18 protein-coding genes and 1 tRNA gene are annotated in these 20,257 nt (G+C 68.7%); 14 read left to right on the top strand and 5 right to left on the bottom strand.

Annotation, left to right across the window (positions count from 1 at the left end):
• The first annotated feature begins 7 nt into the window (after positions 1 to 7).
• From FHR72_RS24005 to FHR72_RS23995, 3 genes are all read left to right on the top strand, one after another.
• Positions 8 to 2,506, top strand: coding sequence for a M50 family metallopeptidase (locus FHR72_RS24005; protein WP_183473270.1), 2,499 nt, complete (start codon positions 8 to 10; stop codon positions 2,504 to 2,506).
• Between the two features lie 92 nt (positions 2,507 to 2,598).
• Positions 2,599 to 2,886 carry a hypothetical protein gene (locus FHR72_RS24000; RefSeq protein ID WP_183473267.1) on the top strand — a complete coding sequence of 96 codons (288 nt, stop codon included), beginning with the start codon at positions 2,599 to 2,601 and terminating at the stop codon, positions 2,884 to 2,886.
• A gap of 51 nt (positions 2,887 to 2,937) precedes the next feature.
• Positions 2,938 to 3,570, top strand: coding sequence for a GIY-YIG nuclease family protein (locus FHR72_RS23995; RefSeq protein WP_183473264.1), 633 nt, complete (start codon positions 2,938 to 2,940; stop codon positions 3,568 to 3,570).
• A 25-nt stretch (positions 3,571 to 3,595) separates the two neighbouring features.
• On the opposite strand, the gene FHR72_RS23990 is transcribed toward FHR72_RS23995, so the two are convergent.
• Complete coding sequence (locus FHR72_RS23990; protein WP_311736240.1) at positions 3,596 to 4,978, bottom strand: alpha/beta hydrolase domain-containing protein; 1,383 nt, start codon at positions 4,976 to 4,978, stop codon at positions 3,596 to 3,598.
• Between the two features lie 49 nt (positions 4,979 to 5,027).
• A complete protein-coding gene (locus FHR72_RS23985; protein ID WP_183473261.1) occupies positions 5,028 to 5,240 on the bottom strand; it encodes a hypothetical protein in 213 nt (70 codons plus the stop codon).
• A 138-nt stretch (positions 5,241 to 5,378) separates the two neighbouring features.
• Here FHR72_RS23985 and FHR72_RS23980 point away from each other — a divergent pair, with 138 nt between their 5' ends.
• A complete protein-coding gene (locus FHR72_RS23980; RefSeq protein WP_183473258.1) occupies positions 5,379 to 6,131 on the top strand; it encodes an MspA family porin in 753 nt (250 codons plus the stop codon).
• Positions 6,132 to 6,188: 57 nt separating this feature from the next.
• Here FHR72_RS23980 and FHR72_RS23975 read toward each other — a convergent pair.
• Positions 6,189 to 6,261, bottom strand: a tRNA-Arg gene (locus FHR72_RS23975).
• Between the two features lie 101 nt (positions 6,262 to 6,362).
• Here FHR72_RS23975 and argS point away from each other — a divergent pair.
• From argS to rho, 6 genes are all read left to right on the top strand, one after another.
• Complete coding sequence (argS, locus tag FHR72_RS23970) at positions 6,363 to 8,015, top strand: arginine--tRNA ligase (RefSeq protein WP_183473255.1); 1,653 nt, start codon at positions 6,363 to 6,365, stop codon at positions 8,013 to 8,015.
• Positions 8,012 to 9,430, top strand: coding sequence for a diaminopimelate decarboxylase (gene lysA / locus FHR72_RS23965; RefSeq protein ID WP_183473252.1), 1,419 nt, complete (start codon positions 8,012 to 8,014; stop codon positions 9,428 to 9,430). The genes argS and lysA overlap by 4 nt, the downstream gene beginning before the upstream one ends.
• Positions 9,431 to 9,434: 4 nt before the next feature.
• A complete protein-coding gene (locus FHR72_RS23960) occupies positions 9,435 to 10,763 on the top strand; it encodes a homoserine dehydrogenase (RefSeq protein WP_183473249.1) in 1,329 nt (442 codons plus the stop codon).
• Positions 10,760 to 11,839 (top strand): threonine synthase, encoded by a 1,080-nt coding sequence (gene thrC / locus FHR72_RS23955; protein ID WP_183473246.1) that lies wholly within the window; start codon positions 10,760 to 10,762, stop codon positions 11,837 to 11,839. The genes FHR72_RS23960 and thrC overlap by 4 nt, the downstream gene beginning before the upstream one ends.
• Before the next feature lie 4 nt (positions 11,840 to 11,843).
• Positions 11,844 to 12,812, top strand: coding sequence for a homoserine kinase (gene thrB, locus FHR72_RS23950; RefSeq protein ID WP_183473243.1), 969 nt, complete (start codon positions 11,844 to 11,846; stop codon positions 12,810 to 12,812).
• Between the two features lie 272 nt (positions 12,813 to 13,084).
• Entirely contained in the window at positions 13,085 to 15,214 is a 2,130-nt protein-coding gene (gene rho, locus FHR72_RS23945) for a transcription termination factor Rho (protein ID WP_183473240.1), read from the top strand.
• A 10-nt stretch (positions 15,215 to 15,224) separates the two neighbouring features.
• Here the strand turns inward: rho and FHR72_RS23940 are convergent, their stop codons facing one another.
• Positions 15,225 to 15,659, bottom strand: a complete 435-nt coding sequence (locus tag FHR72_RS23940; RefSeq protein WP_183473237.1) for a MarR family winged helix-turn-helix transcriptional regulator — start codon at positions 15,657 to 15,659, stop codon at positions 15,225 to 15,227.
• Positions 15,660 to 15,729: 70 nt separating this feature from the next.
• Between FHR72_RS23940 and FHR72_RS23935 the strand changes: the two genes are divergently transcribed.
• Entirely contained in the window at positions 15,730 to 16,329 is a 600-nt protein-coding gene (locus FHR72_RS23935; protein WP_183473234.1) for a maleylpyruvate isomerase family mycothiol-dependent enzyme, read from the top strand.
• Here FHR72_RS23935 and FHR72_RS23930 read toward each other — a convergent pair whose 3' ends face one another.
• Entirely contained in the window at positions 16,330 to 17,016 is a 687-nt protein-coding gene (locus FHR72_RS23930; RefSeq protein WP_183473230.1) for a TetR/AcrR family transcriptional regulator, read from the bottom strand. It lies immediately after the preceding gene.
• Positions 17,017 to 17,116: 100 nt separating this feature from the next.
• Here FHR72_RS23930 and fadD1 point away from each other — a divergent pair, with 100 nt between their 5' ends.
• The 3 genes from fadD1 to prfA all read left to right on the top strand — a co-directional run bounded on the left by fadD1 (position 17,117) and on the right by prfA (position 20,251).
• Positions 17,117 to 18,709: a fatty-acid--CoA ligase FadD1 gene (gene fadD1, locus FHR72_RS23925; protein WP_183473409.1), complete on the top strand. Its 1,593-nt coding sequence runs from the start codon at positions 17,117 to 17,119 to the stop codon at positions 18,707 to 18,709.
• A gap of 170 nt (positions 18,710 to 18,879) precedes the next feature.
• The gene (gene rpmE, locus FHR72_RS23920; RefSeq protein WP_183473226.1) at positions 18,880 to 19,092 is read left to right on the top strand and encodes a 50S ribosomal protein L31; all 213 of its coding nucleotides are present in this window, start codon (positions 18,880 to 18,882) and stop codon (positions 19,090 to 19,092) included.
• Between the two features lie 85 nt (positions 19,093 to 19,177).
• Positions 19,178 to 20,251, top strand: coding sequence for a peptide chain release factor 1 (gene prfA, locus FHR72_RS23915; RefSeq protein WP_183473224.1), 1,074 nt, complete (start codon positions 19,178 to 19,180; stop codon positions 20,249 to 20,251).
• The last annotated feature ends 6 nt before the right edge of the window (positions 20,252 to 20,257 follow it).

Genomic DNA, 20,257 nt, shown 5'->3' with positions numbered 1-20,257 from the left:
GGGTGTCGTGACGACCACGGGTGCGGAGCCTACGCAGGTCGGGCTTCAGCGCGCCGACGGCGTCGAACTGATCGGCGAGATGACGGGTTCGGGATACCGCAACCCCCCGGCGCTGGTGCGGCGCGGCGACGGACAGACCGTGCAGTTGACACCGCTGCTCTATTCAGTGCTCCACGAGATCGACGGGCACCGTTCCGCCGAAGAGGTGGCCGCCGCAGTCTCCGCGTCGACCGGGCGAGATGTCAACGAGGACAACGTCTCGACCCTGGTCGACCAGAAACTGCGGCCGCTCGGGCTGTTGACCCGGCCCGACGGCAGCCAGCCGAGCGTCAAGAAGCGTGATCCGTTGCTGGGGCTGAAGTTCCGCTACGCGGTCACCGACCCCGACCGGACCCGCCACCTCACCGACCCGTTCCGGGTGTTGTTCCGCTGGTGGGTCGTCGTTCCGGCGTTGGCGGCGTTCGCGGCCGTCTGCTGGTGGGTCTTCTTCGAGAAGGGCCTGGCCTCGGCGGCCCACGACGCGTTCCAACGTCCCGGGCTGCTCATCCTCGTCTTCGTGGTCACCATCCTCTCGGCCGGCTTCCACGAATTCGGTCACGCCGCCGCAGCGCGATATGGCGGGTCGACCCCGGGTGTCATGGGTTTCGGGGTGTACCTCGTGTGGCCCGCGTTCTACACCGATGTCACAGACTCCTACCGGCTCGGCCGGTGGGGCCGGATCCGCACCGACCTCGGCGGTCTGTACTTCAATGCCCTTGTCGCGATAGCGATCACCGGCCTGTGGCTCTGGCTCGACTACGACGCTCTGCTGCTGATCGTGGCCACCCAGATCCTGCAGATGCTGCGTCAGCTCGCCCCGCTGGTCCGCTTCGACGGCTACCACGTGCTGGCCGACCTCACGGGTGTGCCGGATCTGTACTCGCGAATCAAGCCGACCCTGCTCGGCGCCCTGCCGTGGCGGTGGGGCGACCCGCAGGCGCGCCTACTCAAACCGTGGGCGCGGATCGTGGTGACGCTGTGGGTGCTGACGGTGGTTCCGCTGCTGCTCGCGACGCTGGCAATCGCGGTGTGGGCGCTGCCCCGCGTCCTCGGCAGTGCCTGGGCGAGCCTGAACACGCAGAAGGACGTGCTGGTCACCGCGTGGGCGGACGGCGACTTCATCCAGATGGTCGCCCGGGTGCTGGCCATGATCGCGATCGTGATCCCGGTGGCCGGTGTGCTCTACATGCTGACCCGCCTGGTGCGCCGCACCTCGGTCGGCGCGTGGAAGAAAACCGCGGGCAAACCGCTGATGCGTCTGCTGGCGGTCACCGCGGGTCTCGCCATCAGCGGCGGGGTCGCGCTCGCGTGGTGGCCCAACGACACGAACTACCGACCGATCCAGCCGTCGGAGCGGGGAACGATCGGCGACATCGCCTACGCGTTGCAGACCGACTGGATGTCGACGGCGAGCGACCGCGCGTCCGGTGCAGACGCGCGTCGCATCGCGTCGCCGCGACTGGTCAACGGGCAGCAGGGTGTCATGCAGGCGGTGTGGGACACCAGCATGCCGATGCCCACGAAGGCGCAGCCGCAGCTCGCTCTCGTGCTGGCACCGCAGTCGACGGACGCCGACGGGAGCGGCGCCGGGCCAGTGAAGACGGCCTCCGCGGTTCCGGCGGACGGCTGGGTGTTCCCGGTGGACCGGCCGCTGGCGCCCGAGCCGGGCGACACACAGGCGCTGGCGATCAACACCCGCGACGGCACCGCGGTGTACGAAGCCGCGTTCGCGTTGGTGTGGGTCACCGACAACACCGATGCGATGAACGTCAACGAAGCCCAGGCCTACGCCTCGTGCACCTCGTGCACCGCGGTGGCGGTGGCTTACCAGGTGGTCTTCGTGATCGACAGCGACGACGCCGACGACAACGTCGTCGCGCCGCAGAACCTCGCGGGCGCACTCAATTACGAGTGCGCGAACTGCCTGACGTATGCGCTGGCCCGCCAGCTCTTCGTCACGCTCGACGAGCCGCTCTCCGACGGCGCGATGAGAGAGCTCGACGCGGTGTGGAGCAATATGGCCCAGTTCGAGAAGGAGATCGAATCGGGCAGGCTCGACCGCGAGGAGATCGAGGCGCGGCTCGACGCCTACACCGAGCAGATCGTGGCGATCGTCCGCGCCGACCAACCGGGGGCGCTGCCGACGACGACCGGCACGCAGGTCGCCGCGACCACGACGACGAGTGCGCCGCCGACGACGTCGACCTCGGTGACGCCGACCACGACGTCGAGTGCGACGACGTCGCCCGAACCCACACCGTCGGCAACGGCGGAGGTCACCGCCGAGGAGACCGTCGTCGCCGATCCGACGACCACGGGCGCGACGGTCGCCGCGACACCGGAGCCCTCGGCGACCACCGCCGCGCCGGCCACGCAGAGCGCCGAGGCGCCGACGGACACCGGCGACACCGGTACGTCCGGTACCGGGGACAGTGCGACGTCCGACACCGGCGCCACCGCGCCGTGACCGTGCTCAAATCGCGTTGGCGACGCGGGGACCCCGGCCTACGATGAGACCTACGGACGAGGTCGGGGGATCTCACCGAGGGAGGCCCTCCCATGCGGGGCACAACATATCGACCAGCAGCTGTGGTCGCGGCGGCGCTCGCGCCCACGGCCTTCCTCGTGGTGCTGAGCCCAGGGGTGGCGCAGGCCGCCGAATGCGGGCCGGGCACCGTGTACGACGCGCCCACCAACACCTGCGTGGTGGCGCCGGCCGCACCGCCCCCACCGCCGCCGCCCCCACCGCCACCTCCGCCGCCCCCGTGGAACGGGGACCCGACGCCGGGCTTCTCGATCGGCATCTGCGCGCCGATCCCGTTCGTGTCGCTGTGCACGGGGATCTGACACCCGCCCGCGGGCGTCGCTGAGGGCCGGACCGGCGACTACGCTCGGTGCATGGCCGAGTCGATATCTGCGAAGCGCAATGCTGACGTGGTCGCGAAATTCCTTGCTGCTCAGCGGTATACGCGCGACGAGGTGTTCGCTGATCTCGAATCCGTCCCCGCTTCGCCGGGCGCACACGGGTGGTGGTTCCGGGAGATCCCAGGCGCGATCGACGTTTCCGGCTGCGTAGAGCAGGACGGTTGGACTCTGCTCTACGTCGGTGTCAGCCCGGGCCCACCGCGGGCCGACGGGAAACCGCAGACTCCGCAGGACCTGCGCAAGCGCATCCGCTATCACTTCGGGGCGGGCAATGCCAGCGCGGACGGCTCCACCCTGCGCAAGTCGCTGGGGGTGCTGCTCGGTGACCAGCTCGGGTTCGCTCTCCGTCGAATCGGATCGGGCAAGCGGCAGACCTTCGCCGGCGGCGAAGCCGTGCTCACTCGGTGGATGGCCGAGAACGCCGCGGTGTCGTGGGTGCTGCACCCCGAGCCTTGGTATCTCGAAGCCAAACTGGTCAAGGCGCTCGACTTGCCGCTGAACATTCAGAACAACGACAGGAACGCGTTCGCCGCGGAGCTCAGGAAGCTGCGGCGGGACGCTGCGGTGAAGGCCTCGAAGGCGCGGGTGCTCGCGGAGTGGACGTGAACCCGGCCGGGGAGGAAGAACGTCCCTAGCGTGCCGGATACGTCGCGGCAGCCAGAGCCAGGATCTCCTCGCGATCGGCATCGAGCAGGAAGCCCGCCCCGATCGCCGCATCCAGAGAAGACGTGAAGCGGCGGAGATAGTCGTCGGGGCCGCCGGGATAGAGCTGCGCCAGACGATCGGCGTCGAAGACCTCCCCGGAGCCGAAGAGCAGCGCCAACACATGGTCGGCGCTCCCGATGCCCGACGTCGTGGCCGACGGCACATCGACCCACGGGGTGCGGACCCCGCCGGTGGCAACCCCGTCGGCGTCGAGCACCAGGTGCGGTGGCTCGTCGTCGGTCAGATCCATGGGCGGTGCGACCGGCGGCGCCGCGCCGCCGCGCGCCCACGTGACGAGGTGCGCGAGCGCTGCCTGCAGCACGTAGTGGTGCTGCGGCCCGAAGTTGATGCAATGCCGCAGTTTCTGGCCCATCAGGGTGGTGGTCGGGGCGTAGGCGGCGACGAGGTCGGCCAGGGGCGCCGATCCGGAGTCGATGAACCCGACCCTGATCGTGTAGTTGTCGGCGTGCGCCGTGCCCGCGACCTCCCAGACGCGGAGCAGGTCGGTCTCCGGCTGCCTGGCCAGGTGGTAGCCCGCCCGCACCCCGCCGACGAGGTCGGTCTCGGTGATCACGGTCATGACCGGCGCCCGTAGATGCTCGACGAAACGCACCGGCTCCGGCTCGCCGGAATCCGCGAATATCGACGCGCCGTCGAGGGGTGCGGCTGGGCCGAACCGCGAGTGGACCAGGAACCCGTCGAAAACCCGCGCGTGCGGGTCCACGGCGTTGACGTACGTCGTCAGGAATAGAGCGGACTGCGATTCGCCTACCGCCACAACACTTTCCGCCCGGCATCCGCGCAACAGTTCGGGCATCTGCTGCCGGACCAGCCCGCCGACCTGACTGTAGATGTCGTAGGAGTACGCGTCGCCGGGATGGCGCAGGGCCCCGTAGCGTGGCGCATCGAGGGTCTTGAGCGACATGTCCATGCCCATGCTCGCACCACCCTCGATACCCACGCGTTGGGCAGAGACGGCGACGTAGACGTGCCCCGCCCGGAGGATCTCGCGATGCGCCATCAACCACACGGCGGGCGCGTCGATCCCGCCGCTGACGTTGAGCCATTCCACGACGGCCGTTCCGCTGGACCGATCCGGGTCCGTCGGCGTCAGGACGACGATGCGGGTCGTGTAGGCCGCGGTGTCGCCGTGCGGTACGTAGCTGCGCGCCGAGCCCGAGACGAAGAACTCCTGCGCCACGTACCCGACCGTCGCGAGGTCGTAGGCGCCGAGCAGAAGGTTCGGGGCACCCGGCACGTGCTCGATCGAGGGCTCCTCCGGGGGTTCGCCGACTGCACCGTTGGTCACCGGCCCACCGTACGGGGCACGCGGGTGCGCACCCAGGGCGCGGCGTGGACTACGGCCCTTCCGTGCGCCGGTTTCGTCGCGGCTTCTGGGCGTCCCCGGAACCGCGGCGATCGTGTCGCGGGATGATCGGTGTGTCGCGCACCGTTTTCCCGTAGCCGGCGATCGTGCTGAAGGCGCGGTGACAGCCGGGGCAGATCGGCTTGCCGTCCTTGTTGACCGACCAGCTCTTCCCGCCGCCTTTGCACGCGTTGCTCGGCTTCATGGGTACATGATCCTCCCGCATCAGCGTGCCTACAGTCCGACAGAGGTGGTTGGCCGCACATCACAATATGCTTGCGGCGCATCACAAGTTGATATTGGCCGGGTCGCTTCCGCCGTATCCGACAGTAGGTTTCCTAGCGTGAAGCTGAGGTGGCTCGGTGCACTCAGCATCGTGTGGGTCCTACTGCCGGCGTCCGCTGTCTCCGCGGCCGCCGATCCTGCACCCGATGTCGGTGCACCGGTGCTCGACCCGGCCGCCGGAGGTGCGGCACCCGTTGCCCACGCAGCAGGGGTCATCGCGCCGGGCGCGGACGCCCTGATCGTCTCCGCGCCGGCGTCGACAACCACGGCGCCCGACGGGTGGGCGCTGACCGTGGGCGCCAGAGACGAGGTGATACGGAACATCAACCCGCTGACTACGGCGTTGTCGTCGCGAAACTACGAGGTCAGCGGCGTGTTCAACGGCTCGTTGCGCGGACCGGAAGGCTCCGTGCCGCCGCGGGGCGTATTGGAAGTGGGCTATCAGATCGGCTGCGGTATCGACATGGGCGCCAACGGCGTCACCATCACAGGTTCCGCAGGTGCCACGCCCTCGCTGGGCCTGCTCGGACTCGACGGGGAAGGCGAGTTCATCGACGGCATCGCGCCGGTGTTGTCGACACCGGTGCTCGGCGGCGTCGCGGTCGGTCTGCGGCCTGGCCTCATCAACACCGTCCCGGTGGGACGGAAGGAGTTCACCGGTAACGACCCGTGGGTCTCGATCAGCGGCTTCAACGTCAAGATCGACGGCTGCGTGGGGGAGTCGTTCATCAGGTCCTACGCGGTGCTGACGCATGCGACCGACCAGTCGGACTCGATCCTGGGGTACTACGGAACGACGAAAAAGGTGTGAGTTTCCAGCGCTGGAGCGGTACGCCTGGTCATGACGGAATCGCCTGTGGTGACGGTGTGCCCCCGGCAGGATTCGAACCTGCGGCCTTCTGCTCCGGAGGCAGACGCTCTATCCCCTGAGCTACGGGGGCGCTGCAGAGATGCTGCGCCGAACGGGCGTGGATAGCGTAGCGCATCCCGCCCGTGGAAACGGATTCGGTCGTGAACAGCGCAGACCATAGGATGGACCCCCGTGACCCCCGCCGATCTGGCCCACCTGCTCAAGGCCACCGCAGCAGCGGTGCTCGCCGAGCACGACCTGGACTCTGCCGCACTGCCCGAGACCGTCACCGTCGAGCGTCCGCGCAACCCCGAGCACGGCGACTACGCCACCAACCTCGCGCTGCAACTCGGCAAGAAGGTCGGCGTCAACCCGCGCGAGCTCGCGGGCTGGCTGGCCGCCGCGCTGGTCACCGAGGACGGCATCGCCGCCGCCGATGTCGCCGGGCCCGGTTTCGTCAACCTGCGCATCGAGGCCTCGGCCCAGAACGTCATCGTGGGCAATGTCATCGACGCCGGCCCAGCCTTCGGTGGCTCCGGCGAGCTGAGCGGCAAGAAGGTCAACCTGGAGTTCGTCTCGGCGAACCCGACCGGGCCCATCCACATCGGCGGCACCCGCTGGGCCGCCGTCGGCGACGCCCTCGGCCGGCTCCTGAGCACCCAGGGTGCGGAGGTCGTGCGGGAGTACTACTTCAACGACCACGGCGCACAGATCGACCGGTTCACCAACTCGCTCATCGCCAACGCCAAGGGGGAGCCGACGCCCGAGGACGGCTACGCGGGCACCTACATTGCCGACATCGCGGCGGCGGTTCTGGCGAAGGAGCCCGACGCGCTGAGCCTGCCCGACGACGAGATGCGGGAGACGTTCCGCGCCATCGGCGTCAACCTGATGTTCGACCACATCAAGGAATCGCTGCACGAATTCGGCACGGACTTCGACGTCTACACCCACGAAGACTCGATGCACACCTCGGGCCGGGTGGAACAGGCCATCGCCAAACTGCGCGAAACCGGCTTCGCCTATGAGAACGACGGTGCAGTGTGGTTGCGCACCACCGACTTCGGTGACGACAAGGACCGCGTCGTCATCAAGAGCAACGGAGCGCCGGCCTACATCGCGGGCGATCTCGCCTACTTCCTCGACAAGCGCCAGCGCGGCTTCGACCTGTGCATCTACATGCTGGGCGCCGACCATCACGGCTACATCGCGCGGCTGAAGGCGTCCGCAGCGGCGCTCGGGGACGACCCCGACACCGTCGAGGTACTGATCGGTCAGATGGTCAACCTGGTCCGCGACGGGCAGCCGGTCCGGATGAGCAAGCGTGCCGGCACCGTGATCACGCTCGACGACCTCGTCGAGGCCATCGGCGTGGACGCCGCCCGCTACTCGCTGATCCGCAGCTCGGTCGACACCCCGATCGACATCGACCTCGCGCTGTGGTCCTCGGCGTCGAACGAGAACCCGGTCTACTACGTGCAATACGCTCACGCCCGGCTGTCGGCGCTGGCACGCAATGCGGCCGAGCTCGGAATCGCACCCGACACCGCGCACCTGGATCTGCTCACCCATGACAAGGAGGGTGCGCTGATCCGCAACATCGGCGAGTTCCCGCGCATCCTCAAGACCGCGGCGGATCTGCGTGAGCCGCATCGTGTCTCGCGCTACCTCGAAGACCTGGCCGGCGACTATCACCGGTTCTACGACGCCTGCCGTGTGCTGCCGCAGGGCGACGAGGAGCCCGGCGATCTGCACGCCGCGCGCCTCGCGCTGTGCGCGGCGACCCGCCAGGTGATCGCCAATGGGCTGAGCATTCTCGGCGTGAGCGCTCCGGAGCGCATGTGATCGCCCATCCGGCCGGTCCGCGGCATGCCGAAGAGGTGCCGTCGGCCGCGGCGCCCGAGCGGCCGCTCGACGCGGCCGAGGTGCTGCAGCTCGCCCCGAACGTGTGGCCGCAGAACACGGTTCGCGGCGAGGACGGCGTGGTGTCGATCGCCGGGGTCTCCGTCGCCGACATCGCCGCCGAATACGGCACCCCGGTGTTCGTCATCGACGAAGCCGACTTCCGCGCCCGCTGCCGCGACATCTCCTCGGCGTTCGGCGGAGGTGAACACGTGCGCTACGCCGCCAAGGCGTTCCTGTGCTCGGAGGTGGCGCGCTGGATCGACGACGAGGGACTCGCTCTCGACGTCTGCAGCGGGGGAGAGCTGGCCGTCGCGCTGCACGCAGGCTTTCCGGCCGAGCGAATGGCCCTGCACGGCAACAACAAATCGATCGCAGAGCTGACCGCGGCGGTCAAGCACCGGGTCGGCCACGTGGTGGTCGACTCGATGGCCGAGATCGAACGCCTGGACCGGATCGCCGGTGAGGCCGGGGTCGTGCAGGACGTGCTGGTCCGGGTCACCGTCGGTGTGGAGGCCCACACGCACGAGTTCATCTCCACGGCGCACGAGGACCAGAAGTTCGGCCTCTCGGTGGCCAGCGGGGCGGCCATGACCGCGGTGCGCCGGGTGTTCGAGACCGACCACCTGCGACTCGTCGGCCTGCACAGCCATATCGGCTCCCAGATCTTCGACGTCGCCGGCTTCGAGATCGCCGCGCACCGCGTCATCGGGCTGCTGCGCGACGTCGTCGCGGAGTTCGGCGTGGAGAAGACCTCGCAGATGGACATCGTCGATCTCGGTGGAGGACTGGGCATCTCGTACCTGCCCGGCGACAACCCGCCGCCGATGGCCGAACTGGCCGGCAAGCTCCAGGAGATCGTGCGCAGCGAATCCGAGGCTGTCGGCCTGCCCACCCCCAACCTCGTCGTCGAACCCGGACGTGCGATCGCCGGACCAGGCACGATCACCCTTTACGAGGTCGGCACGGTCAAGGACGTGGCCGTCAGCTCGACCGCGCACCGCCGGTACGTCAGTGTCGACGGCGGAATGAGCGACAACATCCGAACCTCGCTCTACGGTGCCGAATACGACGTCCGCCTGCTGTCGCGGACGAGCGACACGGCCCCGACCCTGTGCCGGGTGGTCGGCAAACACTGCGAGAGCGGCGACATCGTGGTCCGCGACGCCTGGCTGCCCGGCGACACAACCCCGGGGGACCTGCTCGGCGTCGCCGCCACCGGCGCATACTGCTATTCGATGTCGAGCCGCTACAACCTGATCGGCAGGCCGGCCGTGGTGGCCGTGCGCGACGGGCGGGCCCGCCTGATCCTGCGCCGGGAAACGGTCGACGATCTCTTGAGTCTGGAAGTGAGGTGACGCGGTGACTTACGCCGAGAGCAACGAAATCGGAGTAGCCGTACTGGGGCTGGGCAACGTGGGCAGCCAGGTGGTCCGCATCATCGAGGAGAGTGCGGCGGACCTCACCGCCCGCATCGGAGCTCCGCTGGTGATCCGTGGCATCGGTGTCCGCAAGGTCAAGGGCGAGCGCGGCGTGCCCGCGGAACTGCTGACCGACGACATCGACGCGCTCGTGTCCCGCGACGACGTCGACATCGTCGTCGAGGTGATGGGGCCGGTGGAACCGGCGCGCAAGGCGATCCTGGCCGCCCTGGAACAAGGCAAGTCCGTCGTCACCGCCAACAAGGCGCTGATGGCGGTGTCGGCGGGGGAGCTGGCGCAAGCCGCGGAGAAGGCGCAGGTCGACCTGTACTTCGAAGCCGCTGTCGCCGGGGCGATCCCGGTGATCCGCCCCCTGACCCAGTCCCTGGCGGGCGACACGGTGCTGCGCGTCGCCGGAATCGTCAACGGCACCACCAACTACATCCTGTCCGAGATGGACAGCACCGGTGCGGATTATGAGAGTGCGCTCGCCGACGCCGGTGCGCTCGGCTACGCCGAGGCCGACCCGACCGCCGATGTCGAGGGATACGACGCCGCGGCCAAGGCGGCGATCCTCGCCTCGATCGCGTTCCACACCCGCGTCACCGCCGACGACGTCTACCGCGAGGGCATGACCGCGGTGTCGGCGGCGGACTTCGCGTCGGCGCGGGCGCTCGGCTGCACGATCAAGCTGCTGGCGATCTGCGAGCGACTCACCACGGCCAAGGGCAAGCAGAAGGTCTCGGCGCGCGTCTATCCGGCGCTGGTCCCACTGGAGCATCCGCTCGCGTCGGTCAACGGTGCGTTCAACGCGGTCGTGGTCGAAGCCGAGGCCGCCGGCCGGCTGATGTTCTACGGGCAGGGCGCCGGCGGTGCCCCGACCGCTTCCGCGGTGCTGGGAGATCTCGTGATGGCGGCCCGCAACCGGGTGCAGGGTGGCCGCGGACCACGCGAGTCGAAGTACGCGAAGCTGCCGATCGCCTCCATCGGTCTGATCCCGACCCGCTACTACGTGAACATGAACGTCGCCGACCGCCCCGGCGTACTGTCCGCGGTCGCCGCGGAGTTCTCCAAGCGGGAGGTCAGCATCGCCGAGGTCCGCCAGGAGGGCATGGTCGACGAGGGCGGGCAGCGCTGCGGCGCCCGGATCGTCGTCGTCACCCACCAGGCCACGGATGCGGCGCTGTCGGAAACCGTTGCCGCGCTTGCCGACCTGGAGGTCGTGCAGAACATCAACAGCGTCCTGAGAATGGAAGGGACCACAGAGTGAGTACCACCCGAGCCGTGCACCAGCCCTGGCCGGGCCTGATCGAGGCCTACCGCGACCGGCTCCCCGTCGAGGACAGCTGGACCACCATCACGCTGCGCGAGGGCGGCACGCCGCTGCTGCCCGCGCCCCGGCTCTCCGAATACACCGGGTGCACAGTGCATCTGAAGGTCGAGGGGCTCAACCCGACCGGTTCCTTCAAGGACCGCGGCATGACCATGGCTGTGACCGAAGCGGTGTCGCGGGGCCAGCAGGCGGTGCTGTGCGCGTCCACCGGCAACACCTCGGCCTCGGCCGCGGCCTACGCCGCCCGCGCGGGGATCACCTGCGCCGTGCTGGTGCCACAGGGCAAGATCGCCCTGGGCAAGCTCGCGCAGGCGGTCATGCACGGCGCCAAGATCATCCAGATCGACGGCAACTTCGACGACTGCCTGGAACTCGCGCGCAAGCTGACCGCCGACTTCCCGAGTGTCTCACTCGTCAACTCCGTCAACCCTTTCCGCATCGAGGGGCAGAAGACGGCGGCGTTCGAGATCGTCGACGCACTCGGCGACGCGCCGGACATCCACGCGCTGCCCGTCGGCAACGCCGGAAACATCACGGCCTATTGGAAGGGCTACACCGAATACCACCGCGACGGCCTGGCCTCCCGGCTTCCGCGTATGCTGGGCACGCAGGCCGCCGGCGCTGCGCCGCTCGTCCTCGGTGAACCCGTCAGCGATCCCGAAACCATCGCGACCGCGATCCGCATCGGGTCGCCGGCGTCGTGGAGCTCGGCGGTGGAGGCCCAGCAGCAGTCCGACGGGCGCTTCCTGGCCGCCACCGACGAGGAGATCCTCGCCGCGTATCACCTCGTCGCCCGCGCCGAGGGTGTGTTCGTCGAGCCGGCCTCTGCGGCCAGCATCGCCGGCCTGCTGAAGGCGATCGAAGACGGCTGGGTGCCGAAGGGATCCACCGTCGTCTGCACCGTCACGGGCAACGGACTGAAGGATCCCGACACCGCGCTCAAGGGCATGCCCGCCGTCATCCCGGTTCCGGTCGACCCCGTGGCCGTGGTCGCCAAACTCGGCCTGGTCTGAGAACGTGACCCGTATCCTGCCGCCCGGCCTGACGGCGACCGCCGAGGTCCCCGCGTCCAGCGCCAACCTCGGTCCCGGCTTCGACAGCATGGGCATGGCGGTCAGCCTGTACGACGAAATCGTCGTAGAGACAACCGAATCGGGTCTCGTCGTCGAGGTGGAGGGCGAGGGTGCGGGACAGGTTCCGCTCGACGGTTCGCATCTGGTGGTGCGGGCGATCGAACGTGGGCTCAGAGAGAACGGGGTGGCTGCGGCCGGCCTGATCGTGCGCTGCCGCAACGCCATCCCGCACTCAAGGGGGCTGGGGTCATCGGCGGCGGCAGTGGTCGGAGGCCTTGCGGTTGCGAACGGCATTGCTGCGCAGGTTGATTCGGACACCATGTCGGTCGAGCGGCTGGTACAGGTGTCCTCGGAGTTCGAGGGCCACCCCGACAACGCGGCCGCGGCAGTCCTGGGTGGCGCGGTGGTGGCCTGGACCGAGGCCGAGGGGGACCGGCAAGGGGACCAGTCCCGCTATGCGGCTGCACCCATTGCGCTGCACCCCGGCATCACGGTGTTCGTCGGCATCCCGCAGGTCCGCTCGTCGACCGCGGAGACCCGGGTGCTGTTGCCCGAACAGGTCAGCCACGCGTCGGCCCGGTTCAATCTGAGCCGATCCGCGCTGCTGGTCGTAGCGCTGACGGAGCGGCCGGACCTGCTGATGGTGGCCACCGAGGACGTGCTCCACCAGCCGCAGCGCGCGGCGGCGATGCCGGCCTCGGCGGAATACCTCGACGTATTGCGGCGTTGTGGCGTGGCAGGAGTGCTGTCAGGCGCCGGGCCTGCGGTACTCGCGTTGAGCACCGAGCCCGAGTTGCCCGCCGAAGCCGTCGATCACGGCGAGCGGAACGGGTTCGCGGTCTTGAAGATGACCGTGGGACACGGTGTCACCTGGGCGTCCGGAGTCGGCGTCGAGAGCCGGTTGGTGCAGTAATACCTGCAACATGCGGATCGCAGGGTTTCTTGCTTCCGACCCAGATGCGGGTTATTCTCGCTTTCGTCCAGCAATCGCAGCTTCTGCCTGCGCCGACACTAGGACGACTCTTCTTTCAGGTGTTCAAATTTGTGGACTGACGGTTCGCCGTATCCCGGCGAAACCCGGTGATCATCGTTGCGATGGCAATGGTGTGACCTAGGCGTTCAGCAGATTGGCTGAGCGCACTGAACCCCCGCGTGACTCGATCAGCGAGGGAAGAAAGGAAATCCGTGACTGATACGGACCTCATCACGGCTGGTGGCGCCGAAAACACTGAGCAGCCCACCTCCGTGAGCACTGACACCCCCGCATCCGCCCCCGCGGCGGACGATGCCCCGACGGCGGCTGCCCCCGCACGTCGCGGTGGCGCGCTGACCAGCCTCGTCCTGCCCGAACTGCGGGCGATGGCCAAGGAGATCGGTGTCGAAGGCGCCTCGGGGATGCGCAAGGGCGAACTGATCGCCGCCATCCGTGAGCGCCGTGGTGAATCCAACGGCTCGTCCGGAGCCAAGAACGAGACCGCGCCTGCACCCGCCGAGACCGCGGCTGCACCCGCCGAAACCGCCGCGCCCGAGCAGGCCGCCGACGGCCAGCCGCAGCAGCGCCGCCGCGAACGCCGGGGCGCCTCCCGCCAGCAGGGCGGACCCAACAGCGGCGAGCAGGCCGCCGCCCAGGACGGCTACGCAAACCAGTCCAACGACGGTGGCCGGTCCAACGACGGTGGCCGGTCCAACGACGGTGGCCGGTCCAACGACGGTGGCCGGTCCAACGACGGTGGCCAGGACCGTAACCAGGCCAGGGACCGCGCCGACAAGGGCGAGAACACCCGGAGCGACGATCCCGAGTCCGGCGCCAAGAAGACGCAGCAGGACAACCAGGGCGGCCGCGACGACAACCGCGAGTCCAGGAACCAGGGCAACCGGGACAACCGGAACGACGCGAAGAACGATTCGCGCAACGACTCCCGAAACGATTCCCGGAATGACTCCAGGAACGATTCGGACTCCGACAACCGCGGCGACGGCAACCAGCAGGGTGGCCAGAATCGCGGGGGCGGTGGCGGTGGCGGTCGCAACGACGACGATGACGACGGCGACGGCCGCCAGGGCCGGCGCGGCCGGCGGTTCCGCGATCGCAGGCGCCGCGAGCGCGGTGGCGAGGGCGGATCCGGCGGCGGCGAGCGCGACACCGAACTGCGCGAGGACGACGTCGTGCAGCCCGTCGCGGGCATCCTCGACGTCCTGGACAACTACGCGTTCGTGCGGACCTCGGGCTACCTGGCCGGACCCAACGACGTCTACGTGTCGATGAACATGGTCCGCAAGAACGGCCTGCGCCGCGGTGACGCCGTCACCGGCGCCGTGCGCGTTCCCCGAGAGGCCGACGGCGGCGACAAGAACCCGCGGCAGAAATTCAATCCGCTGGTTCGCCTGGACACCGTCAACGGCAAGGCCGTCGAAGAGGCCAAGAAGCGGCCCGAGTTCACCAAGCTCACGCCGCTGTACCCGAACCAGCGTCTGCGGCTGGAGACCAGCGGCGACAAGCTCACCACGCGCGTGATCGACCTGATCATGCCGATCGGCAAGGGCCAGCGCGCCCTGATCGTGTCCCCGCCCAAGGCCGGTAAGACCACGATCATGCAGGACATCGCGAATGCGATCACCCGCAACAACCCCGAATGTCACCTGATGGTGGTGCTCGTCGACGAGCGTCCCGAAGAGGTCACCGACATGCAGCGCTCGGTGAAGGGTGAGGTCATCGCCTCCACCTTCGACCGTCCGCCGTCAGACCACACCCAGGCCGCCGAGCTCGCGATCGAACGCGCCAAGCGCCTCGTGGAGCAGGGCAAGGACGTCGTCGTGCTGCTCGACTCCATCACCCGCCTGGGCCGCGCCTACAACAACGCCTCCCCGGCGTCGGGCCGCATCCTGTCCGGTGGTGTCGACTCCACCGCGCTGTACCCGCCGAAGCGGTTCCTCGGCGCGGCACGCAACATCGAAGAGGGTGGCTCGCTCACGATCATCGCCACGGCCATGGTCGAGACCGGATCGACCGGCGACACGGTGATCTTCGAGGAGTTCAAGGGCACCGGCAACGCCGAGCTCAAGCTGGACCGCAAGATCGCCGAGCGGCGGGTGTTCCCCGCGGTCGACGTCAACCCGTCGGGCACCCGCAAGGACGAGCTGCTGTTGTCCACCGACGAGTTCGCGGTCGTGCACAAGCTGCGCCGCGTCCTTTCGGGGCTGGATCCGCACCAGGCCATCGATCTGTTGATGAGCCAGCTGCGCAAGACCAAGAACAACTACGAGTTCCTGGTCCAGGTCTCGAAGAACACCCCTGGCGGCAACGACCACGACTAGGCGGCTGCGGTCACCGATACGGGTCGGTGATCTCGCGAAGTGAGATCAGCGCGGCGCGCATCGCGTCGAACGCTGTGTCACCCAGGTGTTCTCGCCATCGGACCTCGACACGCTGTACTTCGGCGCCTGCGCGTCGGCACACCTCGACGCCCGTGTCGCTGAGGGTGACCAGCCGTGCGCGGGCGTCGGTGGGGTCGGGTCGGCGCGTCACGTAGCCGGCGCGCTCCAGTTGGTCGACGAGGGCGCCCGCGGTCTGCTTGGTCACGCGGGCCTGTTCGGCCAGGTCGGTCAGACGCATCCCGCCCGGGTCCAGGCGTTGCATCAGCCGTGACTGGGCGATGGTCAGATCCTCGGCGCCCGATTCTGCGAGCGCCGCCATCACCCGGCTCTCCACGTCGCGGTGGGCGATGAACATCAACACCGCGGTATTCGGCTGGTCGTCCATGCCTTGACTTTAGTACGGGGACCTGACTATATTTCGTCAGGAAAGCTGACTAAACGCCTCGGAGGCAGGGATGGACCACGACACCGTGTGGGAGCACATCGACCGCCGACGCGACGAGTTGGCCGACCTCGTCGAACGCATCGATGCGCGCGGCGCGGGGGTGTGGGACACCCCGTCGCTGTGCGCCGGATGGACGGTGCGACATGTGGCCGCGCACGTGACGCACTCCGGAATCGGCATGCCGCGCTTGCTGACGGCCGCTGCCCGCAGCGGATTTCGCTTCAACGCCGCCATCCATCGCATGGCCGTCACGGACGCGCGTTCGCCGGCCCAGATCGCGACGGATCTCCGTGCGATGGCCGGATCCCGGCGTCATCCACCCGGCACCACAGAGATCGAACCGCTCACCGACGTCCTCGTGCACACCCAGGACATCTGCGTTCCGTTGGGCATCGACTCGCCGATGCCGGTCGAGGACGCCGCGGTGTCCGCGCAGCGCGTGTGGGCGATGGGGTTTCCGTTTCACGCCCGGAAGCGGTTCGGCCCAATCAGGTTGGTGGCAACCGACGTCGACTTCGCGGTCGGGGACGGGCGTGAGGTGGCCGCTCCGATCGCCGACCTGTTGATGGCCATGACAGGGCGACGCTCCGCCGTCACGCTCACGCCGTGATCAGCTGCCGGACGGATCGCTGCGCAGCGCGGCCACGATGTAGCGGCGCGCATGGCGCAGCACCGAGCCGTGATCGTCGACGTCGCACTGCTCGCCGGGAACGGTGGCCAGGCTCATCATGATCCGCGCGATCCACTCCGCGGCCTCGGCGCGGTCGGTGCCGGGGTGGATTTCTCCGCGGTCCACGGCCGCTTGGATGTAGGACTCCCAGAACGCGGCGATTTCCGGGATCAACCCGCGCACGCCCAGTCCGACGCAGGCCGTGAACGCCTCGGGTTCTTCCTGGCGGAGCTTGAGCACCAGTGCGCCGGGGGTTTCGGACTCTCTGCGCGCGAGCGCCACTCCGGCGGCGATCTGTTCGTCGAGCCGCGTCAGCCCATCCAGTCGCGTCCGCGATTCGGTCCAGAATGCGTCGTTGAGGCGGACGATGGCTGCCCCGAGCAGCTCGGACTTGTCCGGGAAGTGACGGTAGAGCCAGCCACGGCTCACCCCGGCCACCTCGGCGACCTCGGACACCGTGGTGGCGCGGATCCCCTTCGCGGTCAGGCACTGTTCCGCCGCGTCGATCAACCGATCCCGCACGGATCGGCTCCCGGGCTTCGTCGCCGGGTCGGCTCCCGGGTCAGCTCCCGGATCAGCCGAGGTATTCGGCACTGGATTGGCAACGGCGCCCACGCTCATCGACATATCTTCGCAAATGAAGTGCTCGTCTGGGCTGAGGTACGCTTCGCGGACTCGGGTAGTAGACACATGTCCGAATCTGTTCACTATGGGGAAGGCGGGCGGGTTGGCCGAGACAGTTCAGCAGCTCCTGCGGGAGCGTGCGGGCGACGAGGGCATCGCGATGAAGTACCACGACCGGACGTGGACGTGGCGTGAACACCTCGACGAGGCCGGAACCCAGGCCGCGGCCCTGATCGGCGCGGCCGACTCCCGGCGTCCGCTCCACGTCGGTGTGCTGCTGGGCAACACTCCCGACATGCTCACCGCGATGGCTGCGGCCGGTCTGGGTGGCTACGTGGTGTGCGGCATCAACAACACCCGCCGCGGAGAGGCCCTCGCCCGCGACATCCGCCGGGCGGACTGCCAGATCGTCGTCACCGACGAGACGCACCGGGGACTGCTCGACGGGCTCGACCTCGCGGATACGACCGTGCTCGTGGTCGGCAGCCCTGAGTGGAAAGAACTTCTCGACGGGGCGGGGGAGCTCACGCCCTACCGGGAGGTGTCGGCGACAGACACCTACATGCTGATCTTCACCTCGGGCACCAGCGGCGACCCTAAGGCCGTCAAGATGATGCACGCCATGGTGCTGCTGGCCGGCGCGGCGCTGGCGGGCCGCTACGCGCTGACCCCCGACGACGTCTGCTACCTCTCGATGCCGCTGTTCCACAGCAACGCCGTGCTGGCGGGCTGGTCCGTGGCCCTGAACTCCGGTGCCGCGATGGCGCCCGCCCAGTTCACGGCGTCGGGCTTCCTCGACGACATCCGCCGGTACGGCGCCACCTACATGAACTACGTCGGCAAGCCCCTGGCCTACATCCTGGCTGGACCGGAGAAACCGGACGACATCGAGAACCCGTTGCGTGTGGCGTTCGGAAACGAGGCCAGCGACCGCGACATCGCAGAGTTCGCCCGGCGGTTCGGCTGTGAGGTCTGGGACGGTTTCGGCTCCACCGAGAACGCGGTGACCGTCACGCGTGAGGACGGCTGCCCGGCCGGCTCCATCGGCAAGGGTTTTCCCGGGGTCGCCATCTACGACTCCGAGACGCTCAACGAATGTGCCGTGGCCGAGTTCGACGAGGCCGGCGCGCTGACCAACGGGGACGACGCCATCGGCGAACTGGTCAACACCCAGGGAGCCGGCATGTTCGCCGGCTATTACAACGACCCGGGGGCCACGGACGAGCGGATGCGCCACGGCATGTTCTGGACCGGTGATCTGGCCTACCGGGACGCCGACGGCTGGATCTACCTCGCCGGCCGCACCGCCGACTGGATGCGCGTGGACGGCGAGAACATGACCTCGGCGCCGATCGAGCGGATTCTGATCCGGCTGCCCGCGGTCAGCACCGTCGCCGTCTACCCGGTGCCCGACGAGCACGTCGGCGACCAGGTGATGGCCGCGATCGTGCTGCAGGACGACGCCACCCTGACCCCCGAGGAGTTCGGCCGGTTCCTGGCCGCGCAACCGGATCTGTCACCCAAGGCGTGGCCGCGCCACGTGTGGATCGCCGATGCGCTGCCCAGCACCGCGACCAACAAGGTGCTCAAGCGCGAACTCGTCGCCATGGGCACCGACCCGGCGGGCCGGACGTTGTGGAAACGCGAGGGCCGGTCCTATGTCGAGGTGTCCCACACCGCCGCCGGCGCGGAATAGCTGTCACGGGATGCGCGTTTAGGCTGTTGGTGGTTGACCTGGCATAATCTGGGCCAGCCTTCCGGCCTCCGGCCGGGTGCCGTCACCTCGGTTCCGGTTCACGCCGCACGCTTCCACCCGAACATGTCGGGCGGGAGGGCGACCCGGATCCCACGATCGAAGAGGACCCAATGAAAACAGGCATTCACCCTGACTACGTAGAGACCACCGTGCTGTGCGGCTGTGGTGCCAGCTTCACCACCCGCAGCACCAAGAAGAGCGGCAACATCACCGTCGAGGTCTGCTCGCAGTGCCACCCGTTCTACACCGGCAAGCAGAAGATCCTCGACAGCGGCGGCCGCGTCGCGCGCTTCGAGAAGCGCTACGGCAAGCGCAGCAAATAACTGTTGCCACGGCGCCCGCTCTGCCGCTCCGCGTGCAGGCCGGGCGCCGTTTCGCGCATCTGGGTAGAGCAGCAAAGGAGGCGAGATGACCGAGACCGCACCGGCGATCGACGCGATTCTCGCTGAGTACGGCGAGCTCGAACAGCGGCTCTCCGACCCCGAACTGCATGCCGACGCGGCAGCGGCCAAAAGGGTCGGGCGTCGTTTCGCGCAGATCTCCCCGATCGTCGCGACGCACCGGAAGCTCGAGGCCGCGCGCGGCGATCTCGAAGCGGCCCGCGAGCTCGCCGCCGACGACGCGTCGTTCGCCGCGGAGGTGGACGAGCTGACGGCCACGGTCGCCGAACTCGAGACCCAGCTGACCGATCTGCTCGCGCCGCGCGATCCGCATGACGCCGACGACATCGTCCTCGAGGTCAAGTCGGGGGAGGGCGGCGAGGAGTCCGCGTTGTTCGCCGCCGACCTCGCGCGCATGTACATCCGGTACGCCGAGCGCCACGGCTGGACCGTCACCATGCTCGGCGAGACCACCTCGGATCTCGGGGGCTACAAGGACGCCACCCTCTCGATCGCCGGCAAGGGCGATTCGGCCGACGGCGTCTGGTCGCGGCTGAAGTTCGAGGGCGGCGTGCACCGCGTGCAACGCGTGCCGGTCACCGAATCCCAGGGACGGGTGCACACCTCGGCCGCGGGCGTGCTGGTCTATCCCGAACCCGAAGAGGTCGAGCAGGTCCAGATCGACGAATCCGATCTGCGGATCGACGTCTACCGCTCCTCGGGCAAGGGCGGGCAGGGCGTCAACACCACCGACTCGGCGGTGCGCATCACCCATCTGCCCACCGGGATCGTCGTCACCTGCCAGAACGAGCGCTCTCAGCTGCAGAACAAGGCTCGCGCGCTGCAGGTGCTCGCCGCGCGGCTGCAGGCCCTGGCCGAGGAGCAGGCACAGGCCGACGCCTCAGCCGACCGTGCCAGCCAGATCAGGACCGTCGACCGCAGTGAGCGGATCAGGACGTACAACTATCCGGAGAACCGCATCGCCGACCACCGGATCAACTACAAGTCGCACAACCTCGACCAGGTGCTCGACGGCGATCTCGATCCGTTGTTCGACGCTCTCGCCGCCGCTGACAGGCAAACGCGGCTGCAGAGCACGTGACCGTCG

This window comes from Mycolicibacterium iranicum (assembly GCF_014190915.1).
GTDB classification, from domain to species: domain Bacteria; phylum Actinomycetota; class Actinomycetes; order Mycobacteriales; family Mycobacteriaceae; genus Mycobacterium; species Mycobacterium iranicum_B.
The sequence above is the reverse complement of the archived record's forward strand: the minus strand, read 5'-3'. Positions and strand labels throughout refer to the sequence as shown.